The 14,813-nt window shown below is 46.8% G+C and carries 6 protein-coding genes and 3 pseudogenes; 4 read left to right on the top strand and 5 right to left on the bottom strand.

Features of this window, described 5'->3' with window-relative positions; translation table 11 throughout:
- Positions 1–26: 26 nt before the first annotated feature.
- The 5 genes and pseudogenes from JCM17471_RS05840 to JCM17471_RS05820 form a co-directional block, all read right to left on the bottom strand.
- On the bottom strand, positions 27–965 hold the full coding sequence (locus JCM17471_RS05840) for an aldo/keto reductase (RefSeq protein WP_054777179.1): 939 nt from the start codon (positions 963–965) through the stop codon (positions 27–29).
- Between the two features lie 77 nt (positions 966–1,042).
- Positions 1,043–1,702, bottom strand: a complete 660-nt coding sequence (locus tag JCM17471_RS05835; protein WP_054777178.1) for an ABC transporter permease — start codon at positions 1,700–1,702, stop codon at positions 1,043–1,045.
- Positions 1,702–2,629: pseudogene (locus JCM17471_RS05830) on the bottom strand (osmoprotectant ABC transporter substrate-binding protein). The gene JCM17471_RS05835 and the pseudogene JCM17471_RS05830 overlap by 1 nt, the downstream one beginning before the upstream one ends.
- Before the next feature lie 25 nt (positions 2,630–2,654).
- A pseudogene (locus tag JCM17471_RS05825) lies at positions 2,655–3,259 on the bottom strand (ABC transporter permease).
- Positions 3,256–4,440 (bottom strand): betaine/proline/choline family ABC transporter ATP-binding protein, encoded by a 1,185-nt coding sequence (locus tag JCM17471_RS05820; protein WP_054777177.1) that lies wholly within the window; start codon positions 4,438–4,440, stop codon positions 3,256–3,258. Before JCM17471_RS05820 ends, JCM17471_RS05825 begins: the two are co-directional and overlap by 4 nt.
- 366 nt (positions 4,441–4,806) lie before the next feature.
- On the opposite strand from JCM17471_RS05820, the pseudogene JCM17471_RS16470 reads away from it, so the two are divergent.
- From JCM17471_RS16470 to JCM17471_RS05800, 4 genes and pseudogenes are all read left to right on the top strand, one after another.
- A pseudogene (locus tag JCM17471_RS16470) lies at positions 4,807–6,452 on the top strand (glycoside hydrolase family 13 protein).
- 342 nt (positions 6,453–6,794) lie between these two features.
- Positions 6,795–7,895: a hypothetical protein gene (locus tag JCM17471_RS05810; protein WP_054777176.1), complete on the top strand. Its 1,101-nt coding sequence runs from the start codon at positions 6,795–6,797 to the stop codon at positions 7,893–7,895.
- Positions 7,811–10,645 carry a hypothetical protein gene (locus tag JCM17471_RS05805; protein ID WP_054777175.1) on the top strand — a complete coding sequence of 945 codons (2,835 nt, stop codon included), beginning with the start codon at positions 7,811–7,813 and terminating at the stop codon, positions 10,643–10,645. Before JCM17471_RS05810 ends, JCM17471_RS05805 begins: the two co-directional genes overlap by 85 nt.
- A 243-nt stretch (positions 10,646–10,888) precedes the next feature.
- The gene (locus JCM17471_RS05800; protein ID WP_054777174.1) at positions 10,889–14,779 is read left to right on the top strand and encodes a hypothetical protein; all 3,891 of its coding nucleotides are present in this window, start codon (positions 10,889–10,891) and stop codon (positions 14,777–14,779) included.
- Positions 14,780–14,813: the final 34 nt, after the last annotated feature.

The raw sequence follows: 14,813 nt of genomic DNA, 5'->3' as shown, positions 1-14,813 counted from the left end.
GCAGATACTTTGCCACACTGCTATTTTCATTTAAAAATCCCATCGATGGTTTCAAAGTCCGCGTTACTCAAGTCGATATCACGCGCCTGCACGTTGCTCAAGACTTGTTCAGGCGTGCGTGCGCCTGGAATAACCGCGCCAATCAGTGGATGCTTCAGATACCATGCGAGTACGAGTGCTGCAATAGATGTGTTGTAGCGTGCCGCAATTGGTTGAAGCTTGGCCACTTTTTCGATGTTGCCTGGCACTTGTTCGGGCAGGAATAGGAAATTCTTTTGGCGGTGATCACTGAAATCGAATCGCGGTGGATTCTGTGGATCGAGGTAGCGGCCCGTCAACAATGATTCTGCGAACGGTTCGTATGGCACAAAAGTGATTTGTTGTTGCATGAGATAGGGCAATAGCTTGGCCTCTGGCTCACGTTGGAACAGGTTATAGCGATTCTCAACGATATCGATTTGGCCGGTAATATTGGCGGCCTTGATCTGATCGAGATCGAAGTTAGAGAGGCCAATCGCCCGCAACTTGCCTTCTTTTTTCAGCTTTGTCAGTTCTTCGACCGCCTCAATGGGTGGGGTCACGCCATCTGGGAAGTGAATATAGAAGATATCGACGTAATCCAGGTTCAAGCGCTTGAGACTGGCTTCCAAGGTTTCACGCAAGAATGCGGGATCATTGCGGCGAACGACCAAGCCACTCGATTCGATATAGTGGGCGCCCTTGGTCGCGACCACGACTTTATCGCGTGGGAAATCCTTGAGCACTTGGCCAATCAATTCTTCACTGTGACCGTAGCCGTAAACAAACGCGGTATCAATCATGTTAATGCCATTATCGAGCGCGGTTTTGACCACATCGCGGCCCATTTGGTCATTGAGATGCGGAAACAAGTTGTATCCGCCGACTTTGTTGGTGCCGAGTCCGAGCGGCTCTGCCAGCACTGTTGATTTACCAATTTGAATCATCACAGTCACCTCATTAATTATCAAATAATCTTTACATGTTTATCATACCGCGCTCAGGGATTGGAAACCATCTTTCCTTACCGACGAGTGCCTTTGGGAACCAGCCGTTGTTGAATGGCGCCGAGAATCAGGTCGGTAATAATGGCCATCAGCGCGGTCGGAATGGCACCGGCCAAAATAATGGCACCACCATTGGTCGCATTGGTGCCGCGCACGATGATATCGCCTAAGCCGCCAGCACCAACGAAGGCCCCGATGGCGGTGATCCCAATCGCGATAATTAGGGCGTTCCGAATTCCGGCCATGATGACCGAGAGTGATAGTGGAATCTCAACCATGGTCATCCGCTGGAACCCTGTCATCCCCATACCGCGTGCCGAATCGATGATGGCCGTGTCGACACTCGCCATACCTGTGTAAGTATTTTTGATGATGGGTAAGAGTGAGTAGAGAAAGACCGTCACAATCACGGTGTTCACGCCTAAGCCTAATCCCAGCATGATAATCGAGAGCATCGCCAGCGATGGCACCGTCTGAATGACGTTAGCGATGCCGATGACGGTACTGCTGAGTTTGCGCCGCCGTGAAATCAACAACCCAATCGGAATTCCGACGATGACCGCAAGCAATACGCCATAGATTGAGATGAGGAAGTGGCGCATGAATTGACTGAGCACATAGGCGCCATTGTTGGTCATGTAGTACCAGAATTGTTGCCATGTATTCATATCAGCCATTAGGAATTACCTCCTTTGAAGTAGTTGTGTTCTTTCAAGAATTCACGAGCGACCACGGATGGTTCCTTCAATTGATCATCCACCTGGTAGTTCAATTCTTGCATGGTTTTGAGATTGATTTTGCCATCGAGACGATGCAAGACGGCACGCAGCTTGGGATGTTTCTTGAGTAAGTCATTGTTCACGACCATCGAACAGTCGTAAGGCGGGAAGAACTGTTTGTCATCCTTGAGCACAGCCAAGTCATAGCTGCGAATCCGGCCATCAGTGGAATAACCCAGGATGGTCTGCATCTTGTTGGCTTCCACGGCATCGTACACCAATCCAATCTGCATCGGATAGACGCGCTTGAAGTCAAAATCGTATTCGGAGACGAAATCCTTATAGCCATCTCCCTGGCGACTCATCCACGAGCTATCGACCCCGGCGTCATCGTGTTGGCCACCTTGCCCATGTCCGAAATCGTGGTGAGATTGTGTTGTTTGGCAAAAGCCTTGGTGACCATGAATGCATAGGTGTCCGCAAAGCCATAAGTCGGGAACCAAGTTTGGTCGTAGCGCTTGGCAAATTCCCGTTTGACTGTTTTAGCGACACGCTTTGGATTCTTATCTACGGGCAGATTGAGCGTCCCCGTCAGATCGGTCCCGGTGTAACGCGTTGTCGCGATATCGGCATCATGACGAATCAAGGCTGATGGGTAACCGTTGTGGAGCCCAGGTTTGGCAGCAGTGTGGTCTTATAACCCAATTCGTGCTCAATGAGTTGGGCGACCACATTGCCCATGATGTTGCTTTCGGTGGAACTCTGCACTGCGATTTTGACGGTGTTATCGTCTGTGCCGGTGAGCCCAGGGAAGCCGCAGCCACTCAGTAAGAGCAGCGGTAACATGAACAGCAGAATGAGGTGTCGGTGTTTGAATATTCTCATGCGTTCACCTGGCCTGTGACAGGCGCTAACCTTTTTCCAGTAGTCCGAGCAGATAGTCGACAACTAAGGCGAGCAGGGTGACCGGAATCGTCCCCCCGATAATGAGCGCTGGTTGGAAGAGATTCAATCCACTAAAAATCAGATCACCTAAGCCGCCAGCACCGATGTATGAGGCAATCGTTGCCCATGAAATCACGTAGACCGCGGAAACGCGAATACCAGACATGATAACAGGCATGGCGAGTGGAATCTCGAGTTGCATGATGGACTGAAAACTGGTCATGCCCATGCCCTTGGCGCTGTCCTTGAGTGTGGGACTGACGTTTTCCATGCCGATGTAGGTGTTACGCATGATTGGTAATAGTGAGTAAATGAACAGTGCGATGATGGCGGGCACGCGACCAATCCCAAAGAGGGGAATCATCAGGCGAGCAGCGCCAAACTAGGCACGGTCTGCAACATCCCGGCCAAACCCATGACGAACTTGGCGGTGCGATCAAACCGCGTGAGCACGATGCTTAGGGGAATCGCGACGATAATCCCAAGGCCCAGCGCAATCGCTGAGATATAGAACTGTTCCCAGGTTTTGATCAGGAGTTCGGTGCCGTATTGATTGAGGAAGGCACTCATGGTGTCACCTCCTCAGGTTGTGGATCGATAGGCGCATCATTGTTGGCGCTGCCCCAAATCGTGTCATAGACCATGTCGACGAGTGCGGTACGCGTGACAATGCCACGCAGCCGGTCGTTTTCATCGACCACGGGCACATTTTTGAGCCCGCGCTTGAGAATGCGATCGACCGTGTCGCGAAGCAGTGCGGTTTCCTGCACATAAAAAATCTTGGTCTGCATGATATCAGCCACGGAAGCGGATGAGCGGTATTCATTGTTCAGGGACTCGATGTCGATGAAGCCCTTGAGGTGACTGTTGTCATCGGTGACAAGCAACGTATCAACCCGCCGCTTGCGCATCAGAGCGACGGCGTCAGGCAGGGACTTGCCAGGCGTGATCGAGACAGGATTCTTCAGCATGATGGCCCCCACAGTGGTGACATCCGCGCGCGCTTGAATCAAGCGTTCTTCACCAATCAAATCGCGCACAAATTGATTCACGGGATGTTGCAACAATTCAGCCGGGGTCGCATCTTGAATGATGTGGCCTTTGTCCATCACAATGATTTTGGTGGCGAGCTTGAGGGCTTCATCCATATCATGGGTCACGAAGACCACGGTTTTGTGGAGCTTGGTCTGCAGCTCCTTAATCAACTCTTGAAGACTTTCCCGAGTGATCGGGTCCAACGCACCAAAAGGTTCATCCATCAGAATCAGATCCTGATTGGCGGCTAGGGCACGGATGACACCGATCCGTTGTTGTTGCCCACCGGATAATTCGGTGGGGTAGCGATCGAGCAGCTCATCGGGCAGTTCGACCAGCTTCATCAATTCTTCCGCTTTTTCGCGGCGTTTCTCATCGGACCACTTCAAAAGCTTGGGTACAATCGTGATGTTCTCATAGATAGTCATATGCGGCATGAGCCCGATATTTTGAATCACATAGCCGATTTTGCGACGCAGGCTAACGGGGTCTTGCTTGTGGATATCCTCGCCATTGAAAAGAATCGTGCCGCCGGTCGGTTCCAGCATGCGGTTAATCATCCGCATGGTTGTCGTCTTACCAGACCCACTGGTGCCAATGAGACAGACAAAATCACCCTGATTGATTGTTAAATTAATATGTTCCACGGCCACGTTGCCACCATGGTAAATCTTATTGATATCCTTATATTGTACAATCGGTTGTTCAGAACCCATCTTGCACCTCCATCGTTATTGTTGAGTCAAAAAAGTCCCCAAAATTCGGCAAAGGCCAATCCTGGGGGCTCACCTGTTATTAACAGAACACCTGTCGTAGACGTTTTACTGTATGTTGATAATTTCAGTATAGCACGCTGATAAACGATATCTCAAATAACCTTGGATGCGTTGACATGTTATTTTTAAATAATCTGTACTGGATTTCGGCATAATATTCGAGATGTGTAAGATTCACATATTACTGAAAATTTATTTATGGATAAGTGGGAGACTTCCTCGAGTGCGATTGTGACTGGAATGTGTCGCACTTCCGCCGATTAGTGTACAATAATCCTAATGAATCAATGAGAGGGGTTTCAGCACATGGCATGGTGGCAAGAACGTGTTGGGTATCAAATCTATCCCAAGAGTTTTCAAGATACCAATGGTGATGGCATCGGTGATTTGCAGGGGATTCAGAATCGCATTCCCTATCTTAAGCGGTTGGGTGTCGGATTCGTGTGGCTTTCGCCAATTTATCTGAGTCCCAATATCGATAATGGCTATGACATCAGTGATTATCAGGCAATCGATCCACAGTACGGCGACCTCAAGCAATTCGACCAATTGGTGTCGGCCTTTCATGAGGCGGACATCAAGGTGGTCATGGACTTGGTGTTGAACCATACCAGCGACCAGCACGATTGGTTTGTGCAGGCCGCAAGCAGTCGCGATAATCCATATCATGATTTTTATATCTGGAAGGATGCCAAGAATGGCGTGCCCAACAACTGGCAGTCGATTTTGGCGGTTCCGCTTGGCAGTACAATCAAGCAACAGACGAGTATTACCTCCATATTTTTGCGACCGAACAACCCGATTTGAACTGGGAGAATCCACAGGTCCGCCTGGCCATCTACAAAATGATTGAGTGGTGGGTACTGCGCGGTGTGGATGGATTCCGATTGGATGCCATCATTCATCTGAAGAAGCTCCAGAGTTTTGCGGATGTGGATGACATGGATCTGGCAATGCGCAACGTGGCAGGCATCGATGTCTTCCTCAAGGAACTTGGCCAGCTGTTCAAGCAAAATGACGTGATGACGGTCGGTGAAGCGATGGGTGCGCCAATTGAGGATGCGGCCAAATGGGTTAGCGCGGATCACGGCTACTTCAATATGATTTTTCAATTCGAACACACCCAGTTCTTTGAATCGGGGCATCTCGCTGATCTCAGTGTGCCGAAACTCAAAAGCGTGTTGACCAAGTGGCAAAATGAGCTGAATGATGATGGCTGGAATGCGTTGTTCATCGAGAATCACGACTTGCCACGCGCCGTATCAACGTACGGAGATGACAGCGAGTATTGGCTGGCGTCGGCGAAGTGTTTGGCGGCGTGGTACTTCTTAATGAAGGGAACGCCATTCATTTATCAAGGCCAGGAACTGGGCATGATTAACGCTGACTATCCACGGATTGAGGATTACCAGGATATCGCCACGCACAATCAGTACGACCAGCTGATTAAGGCAGGCAAGTCCGCAGCGGATGCCTTGGCCATCGTCCAAAAGATCTCCCGCGATAACGCCAGAACACCGATGCAATGGAATGACCAAGAGAATGCTGGCTTTACCACCGGTACACCGTGGCTTGAGGTCACACCGGATTACAAGTTAATCAATGCGGCGAATCAGGTGGATGATGATTCTTCAGTATTCAACTTCTACCGCACATTGATTCATCTGCGGGCCACAACACCTGCTCTGATTAGCGGCCGGTATGACCTATTAGAGACGCCGGGTGACCAAATTTACGCCTACAGTCGCACACTTGGCGATCAGCAATATATCATTGCTGCCAATCTCTCGACTGAGTCCGCTAATTTTGATTTCGCACCAGAATTGCAGCCCTGTGTGAAGCAATTGGTGCTCGGCAACTACATCTTCAAAACAGATTTCTTAACCAATGATGTTTCCAAACTGATTCTGCAACCATTTGAGGTAGCGGTATACAAAGTTTCTGTCAATTGAATAGACGAAAAGATCAGTCCATAACGGGCTGATCTTTTTTTACGGATTGGTAACTAGTCACTGAATGGGAGAAAACACCACTGAGCTATAAAATAACAAAATGGCGTCGCTTATAAGATTGTTAGTTATCAAAATGATTAACTATATAAACTTTAACTAATACTGATATCATGCGGAATGTTTGAACGGAGCGTCCAGTCAAAATTGATAATCGGCATTATTAGAGTTTATTTAAAAATAAATTCTAAAATTTGCGTTTTTGATAATACATGTAAAAATTACCCTGAAGTATTTTAATGCACGTGCTTTACTATTTATAAATTAATGCAGGGGGTAATCACAATGCGGAAATGGCAATTAGCCCTAACAGTGATTTTTAGTGCGATTGGTATAGGATTGAGTGGCGGTAATCAAGTTAAAGCCGAAATGGCTCCGGGAATACAAGATAACTTGGATCCTAATCTGAAGAATATGCGTGTTTTACCAGGAAAAGAAAATAGCGATGTCAATGCGGTGTCATCTCAATACTCGAGCACACAAGGTATTCTCGCGAAGAGTGGTGTTTTGCCCGCTGGTCAGACTGGAAATCCGATTTCAAACACCAATGGTTCAGACGCTACTGTGGGATCACCAATCGACATTCAAATAGGTAATTCTACTTCTAGTGGTGATGCTTCGCGGGCCTGGTTTGCAATGAACTATGTTGATGCGCCGAGCGGGATGAATTACCTGAACTTTACGTCGCCGTATAACGCGGCTACTTTTAATTCGAGTACCGGTAGAGGAGCGGTAACCCCTAAAATGGCATTAAGTGCAGCCAATTTGAACCATCCCATTTTAGCCGAGAATGCAAATTACGATGGTGGTGTTCTAAACGTCAGTGGTAACGTCCCGATTCATGCTGTGATTAGAAATAGTGCCTATAGTACTGATGCGTTGATGCAAGGAAACTGGGGCGTAATGGTAAAAGTCACGCTGCCGCAAGACGTGGATACGATTTCTATTGCAAACGCAATTGCTTGGGATCAAGCCTATTTCTATCTCTCAATTACAATCCCTAATATTGAGTACACTGTCAATTTTCCATTGCAATTCGATCATCATGTGTATAAAGATCCCGAAGATGCCAAAAGCTTTTATTTAAAGGTTAAGGGAATCCCGTACATCATTAACACCCAGACTAGTGTGATTTATCGGCAAGCATGGTTTTATCCACGGAAAGATGCGGACGCGACCGACATGAATAATAATGTGGTGGTTCAAAATGGGACCGCAAAAGTTTTAACACCATTGTCGCAGCAAACGTTGCCAGATAAACGAAAAAGGATTACGCAACCTATAAAGATGCTTGGCTGCCAATGTGGGGCTTTTTCGGGCCAATCATTAATTCCGGCGCGAATCCAAATCCATATACCTCTGCTACTGGGCTTTTTAATGCTCTGAAACCAGGGGGCGGCCGTGAAAATGATCTTGGGGGAGCTGTTATTGGCGGGATTTTAACCGACCTTTTAACCAAAAATGGTTTTGATGGTAATGCGAATATCAATTTTAATATCGATTTATCTAAGTACAACGGTGGCACCACGCAACGATACCGTCCGTTAACTCGAAATCGATTGTTTCCATCACCTCGAGCGGACGGCAAGTTCAATGATACGACAGTTGACAGCGCCAACAACTTCTCTAATGCCACTAGTGCGAACAACACCGTTAAAATGACGATGTATCCTTCTAGCAGTTTAGTGGACCCAAGACCAAACGCGTCAACGAATTACAACTATCGCAGTATTGTTGATAATGAACCTAGGGATATTCAACAGAAAGAAAATACAGCAGGGACAACACCGATGGATTTTGCGGTCATCGACCCAGCTAAGGCCAAAACAGATCAAGTGACGTATGGGAATTATCGAGGCGCTGTTGAATTCCCAGTAATTGTTAACGCAAGTTCTTGGAATTCCTTCATCGCACCGGCTGATAATCGAAAGCAATTACCAGACACTAATCCAATTACGTACTACAAGACGATTTTGCCAGACACACCGCCAATTCCAACTGACTCGGATACCACACCGGACATCGCGGCCACCATCCTGAACCGAACGGCGCAACCGAGCTTTAATACGGACGGCGTGTTTGTCAATAATGGGGAAACGTATAAAGGGGTTAATCCGTATGCGAATCTCAGCGACAAGGATAGTGGCAGCGCGCTGAATACGAGCCCAGCCACGAATATCATTGGGGCGGTGACGCCACAGCGGTATACACGTGCGTACACGTATTTCAAATTTGATCAAAATGATCCGAAATCCGTGGGGACTGAAGTGAGTCCGCAAGAAATCACCAGCAATGCGAATGTCACCTTCCAGGCAACACAGAGAACAGCAACGAATATCACCAATGGTCCCACCTCAATTGTTAATCCAAGCAATCCCGGATCGATTGTCGACAACACGACAGGAAAAACAATCACGAAGTTGCTGGGAAATCCGGCGACCGATGTCTGGCAACTGACAGGTAAGTATGCGGCGGATGGCACTAACGGGATTCCAATGCTGTCAGCACCACTTAAGCTCGACCAGACCCCACAGCTGCAGTCGAGTCTGAATCAGCGACAGACGCTGGCGATTAGTAATACTGACATCGCATCTGGCAAGACTTATACGAAGAGCTATCCGCAGGTGTGGAGTGATCCGAATATCACCAGCAGCCGCAGCGATATGTTGACGCTTGTCACGACAATTGGTGGGACAAGTACTGAGACGTCATTGTTAGAGATTAAGCAGAAGCAAGACACACCCGCGACAATCACGTTTAACTTCACTACGGGGACCGGTGCCCCAACGGCATCACTGAATGCGACAACGGGCGAAATCACGGTGAATATTCCGATTAAATCAGGAACTAACGCAGTTCAGTATGATTTGCGGCTCAAGCCCAAAGCACTAGCAGTGGCGACCCTGCAATCTGATACAGGCCGCACGACCGGCTATTGGCAATCAGATGACGGTGGCGCTGGGCACTTCTATCTCAATGTTGCGATCGTGACGAACAGTGTTGGTCTACAGAATTACTTCTACATCAGTGCACCAGCATGGACCGCGACAACCGATCAATTCTCACAACGGCTCATTGATGGGGTATCAGCAAGCAATACCGTCAATGTGAAGGGGCAAGTGAAAAATAATGGGAGCTCATCACTGAGCGCCATCGATCTTCTCATTCCTTCACCCGCTGGCATCACATTGCCGAACACCTTGACTGTGAATAATGCGGCGGGGACGGCAACTGGTGCGACATATACCAGGATTACTGACACGTTGGCTGGCTACACGCATTATCGCTATTCTGGTGTGAATCTCGCTGCGGGAGGAGTCAGCTACTACAGTTACACCATGACCGTCAACGGGAATCAGTTGCCAAACAACGATACGCAACTGATTACCAACGCAGTGAGTGGCACGTCTGCGGCAGGATTCAGTTACTTGGGCATTGCTAACACGCTAACGTTGACCAAATCCACAGGGGTGCAGTTGTTAACAGTTCCTGATTTAACGTTTGCTAACAAGTGGAATGGCAATACGCCTGAACCATATAAACTGACTGGATCAGTGCCATCAGATGATGTGACGTTTACGACGAATCCTAACGTCCCAATCAACTTCACCTTTCAGTATCTTGACAGTGTGGTGAACGCACCGAATACTACGTGGTCATTGACAGCTTCTCTGAGTAATTTTGTGCATAAGGACGGTACGGACGCGGATTCGGGATTCAGTGATCCACATTCAGGCTTCGTGATTGATTTTGGTCGTGGCGAACCAGCGAACGCAGATGGCGTGTCAATCAAACCAACCGCCTACCTGACAAATGACGGTTTTCTGGAAGCCAATATGACAAGTACAAGTACTGGGTATGCATCGTCAACGAATGCGGTCGGGCATAACCACGTTGCCAATTCATTGATATCCAATAGCACAAGCAGCACACTATACACATCGAACAGTGCCTTTGAGAATCGGTACAAAGCATCCCCATTTGCAATTCAGTACGATATGACGGATGCAGCAAATGCGGGCAGCGGCACGCAAAAACCGGTTAAGTTGACGATTCCAAAGGGAGACTTTGCAACAATTAAAGCTGGACAGTACCAGGCAACTGCGAGCTACACCATTAGCAACGCACTTCAATAGGTATAGTAAAAGTGTCGAAACATTAACTTTCATGTTTCGACGCTTTTTATGTGCCATTCATTCTCGATGGCGAGATTGAATAGTCGTGTTTATTAACTTATTTAATAAAAGCAAAAATCGATTCACTAAAAATAAAATGCTATCATTTGCTTTTTGAGTAAACCCATGCGAACATAGACGTGTATATAATATAATTAATATAGAGTAATTAACAAAAGTTAACTTTTATTTGGAGGGATTGACATGCGAAAGTGGCAGTTAGGTATCGCGCTTATACTGAGTGCCATCGGTCTGGCTGTGGGGACGCCACACACGGTAGAAGCGACATTGGTACCAGGGACGCAAGATAATTTAGACCCAAACTTAAAAAATATGCGGGTTATACCTGGTAAAGAGAACGCTGATCCAAATGCACCAACTTCTGAGTATACAAGTAATCAAGGAATTCTGGCACGAACGGGCGTTTTACCGTCTGATAAGAGTGGGAATCCCATTTCTAATACCAACTCGGGAGATCAGACGGTGGGTTCTCCGATTGATATTCAGATCGGTAATACTTCTACATCTGGGGATCCTGCACAGCCATGGTTTGTCATGAATTACGTGGACGCACCAAAGGGAATGAATTATTTAAACTTTTCAAATCCTTATAGCGCAATAAACTTAAGTTCTAATACTGGTCTTGGTAATGTTACCCCGAAAATGAATCTAGATGAGCAGGGACGAGATATCAATAATCCTGTTCTTAAGCGGGGGAAAAATTATGACGGTGGATTTCTCAACGTGAGTGGTAATGTGCCCATACATGCAATTATTAGAGACGATGCGGATAGCACCGATGCTTTGATGCAAGGTAACTGGGGTGTCATGGTTAAAGTAACATTACCACAGGATGTTGATACAATGTCTATTGCTAACGCTATTGCTTGGGACCAAGCTTATTTCTATTTAGCAATCACAATTAAGGCGATTGACTTCAAAGTCAATTTTCCCCTTCAGTTTGATCATCATGTCTATAAAGACCCAGATGATGCCAAGAGTTTCTATCTAAAAGTTAAAGGTATACCCTACATGATTTATAACGACATCGTTGGAGCCGACAATCGAGCATGGTTTTATCCACGTAAAGATGTCGATGCCCCTGATATGTTGAGAAATTTAAGTGTGGCTAATGGCACTGCTTCCCAGTTGGTCCAGCTTGGTGGCGAAACATTGCCTGATAAGCGCTGGAAAGATTATTCGACTTACAATCACTCTATTTTTCCTATGTGGGGAGCCGCGGGACCGGTTATCTCGCCTAACCCTAGTAATCAATTCTCGTCTGCAACTGGCTTGTTTAATTCTTTGAATCCCGGTGGTGGTCGCACTCAAACGGGACTCATGTGGTTTGTACAGTTTGCAAGACAAATTCTGACAGGTAGCGGTTTTGATGGGAATGCTAATATTAATTTTAATATTGATATTTCAAAGTACAATGGCGGTACCACTAAACAATATCAGCCACTGACGCGTAGCCGGCTTTTTCCATCACCTCGGGCGGACGGCAAATTCAACGATACAACAGTTAATTCCAGTAATGTCATCTCTAATCAGGATAGTAGTAAAAACACTGTTAAGATGGCGATGTATCCTTCGAGCAGCTTGGTCGATCCACGACCCAATGCTGCAACCAACTATAATTACAAAATGGTCAGCAACGAACCTTCAAATATGCAATTGAAGGAAAACACGGCTGGGACAACACCGATGGACTTTGCAATTGTTGATCCGTCAAAGCCTAAGGTAGAATTTCCGGTTATTGTTAACGCAAGTTCTTGGAATTCATTTGTTGTGCCATACGATAATAGAGCTATTGGTACGTCGACAGATCCAACAACGTATTACAAGACGATTTTGCCGCAAACTGAGGATATTCCATCAATTACTGATAAGACGTCACAAGTAGGTAGTACAATCTTGAATCGGACGGCTCAACCAGACTTTTTTGAAGATGGACTATTTGTCAATACGGAACAGCAGTATGCAGGTGCTAACCCGTATCAGAACACATCAGATGGCGCCGAAATCCCAAAGCTTGATACAAGCCCTAACCCAGAAAATGGCTTTCTTGGCGCCGTCACCCCAAAACGGTATACGCGAGCGTATAAGTATTTCGACTTCACTTCGACAGCACTTGGTACTGAGGTAAAGCCAACGGAAATTACGAATGGTGATCCTACGGGTGGCGGCAAAGTGACGTTCCAAGCAGTGGAAAAGACAAAAACACAGATTGATGCGGGACCAACATCCGTAGTCATTCCAATACAGCCTACACCACCGCAAGCACCAGTAGGCGGCGGGCCATTGAGCAAGGTTCTGGGGAATCCATCATCGGATGTATGGCAGTTGACCGGGACATATGGCAATGTGCCAATGCTTCCTGCCCCGCTGAAGCTGGATCAACAAAGAGAATCAAGAATTGGCTCTAGTCAAGCGAATAACCTGAGTATTAAGCAAACGGATATCGCCGATGGTAAGACCTATCCAGAGACTTATGAGAAGGTTTGGGGCGACCCAATGGCAAGCAAGTCCATGCCGGATAAGCTATATCTCATCACTAATGGTGGTGCCAAAGTGGACCTGAACTATACGATTAACAATCCCGTACCACTCGAAACAGGTGATATCACGTTTAATTTCACAAGCGGAACGGGTGCCCCTAATGCAAATGGCAGTGCAGGTTCGAAACTTGTCATTAATGTGCCTGTTGGGACGAATGACACCTATAACACGTATGATTTGGTGATTCAGCCAAGTAACTTCAATATTGCAACGACAGACGGTACTAAGGCATATTGGTCAGCAGCCCCTGGTGATAGTAGTGCAGATCACTTCCTGCTGAACCTATTCATTGCTAATGATATTACGAAAACTGTTCAATTGACGAATTATTTCTACGACAATGAGGTCGATCCAAAACCTGATTGGTCGGGCATGACAAGTCGAGCGTCACAACACTTTATTGATAGCCAAGCAAATTCAGTCGTCAACGTCACAGGGAAATATCAGAATACAGGTAATGTTGCGATGAAAGATCTTGATCTCCTCATTCCAACGCCGACTGGGATTAGTCTGACACCAGAATCTCTAACTGTGCGTAATAGTGACGGCACGCAACCGGCAGGAAATCCCGTGTTTACGAAATCAACGGACGCGCCTTCTGGTTATACGCGCTATCGGTATTCAGGTGCCAATCTGGCTGCTGGGGCATCAATTTATTACAGTTACACAATGACAGTGGCGGGATCGTCCTTAGCGGCTGATCCAACGCAATTGATTTCAAGAGCTGTGAGCGGACCAACGACAGCGTTGAAATTGTTGGGTGACTCAACGCCAACGCTAAGTTTGGTCAAGTCGACAGGGGTACATTTGTTATCAGTGCCAGACTTTAATTTTGCTGAGAGTTGGCACAATGGTGTGGGCACTAACTATAAGTTGGGCAGTTCAACTCCAACTTCAGATGTTACGTTTACAACTGATCCATCTAAGACCACGGACTTTCTCTTCCAGTATGTGGATGGCAATCCACAAACAAATGATTCCAAAGGGAAACCAGTCGATATTCCTGGTGCCAATCCTGGTTGGTCGATGACCGGTACTTTATCGAACTTTAAGAGCGAAAATCCTAAACAAGCGGATCCGCAAACGGAATTCACTATTAATCTCGGACGAGGTGAACCAATGAAACCAAACGGGACGTATATTATGCCTGATAGTTATCTGACGGATAATGGCCGACTTGATACAAATATTAAAGTGGGCGAGTCAAATAAATACTCCAGTGAGCCAGATAGTCTAGTGAATGCGGAGCATACAGCCAACATGATGACATCAAATAACTCATCAAGTGTGCTCTATGTATCGGATAAGTTATTTGAAAATCGGTATTTGAAACCGTCAGAGAATTCCAGATTCTTAATTCGATACGATCTGACAAAGCGAACAAGCAATGATGCAACAGCGGATGCAGATCCGGTGAAATTAAAGGTGCCTTCAACTGCGTTTAATAAAGATGCGCAAAATCCTAAAGCCAATATTCATCCTGGAACTTATACAGCCAGCGTGAGCTACACAATTATAAACGGACTACAGTAACCTATAGCACCGATCGCAAATTTTCTTTGCGGTC

The sequence above is a fragment of the Lacticaseibacillus saniviri JCM 17471 = DSM 24301 genome, from assembly GCF_001311785.1.
GTDB lineage: Bacteria > Bacillota > Bacilli > Lactobacillales > Lactobacillaceae > Lacticaseibacillus > Lacticaseibacillus saniviri.
This window is presented reverse-complemented; position numbering and strand designations above follow the sequence as displayed.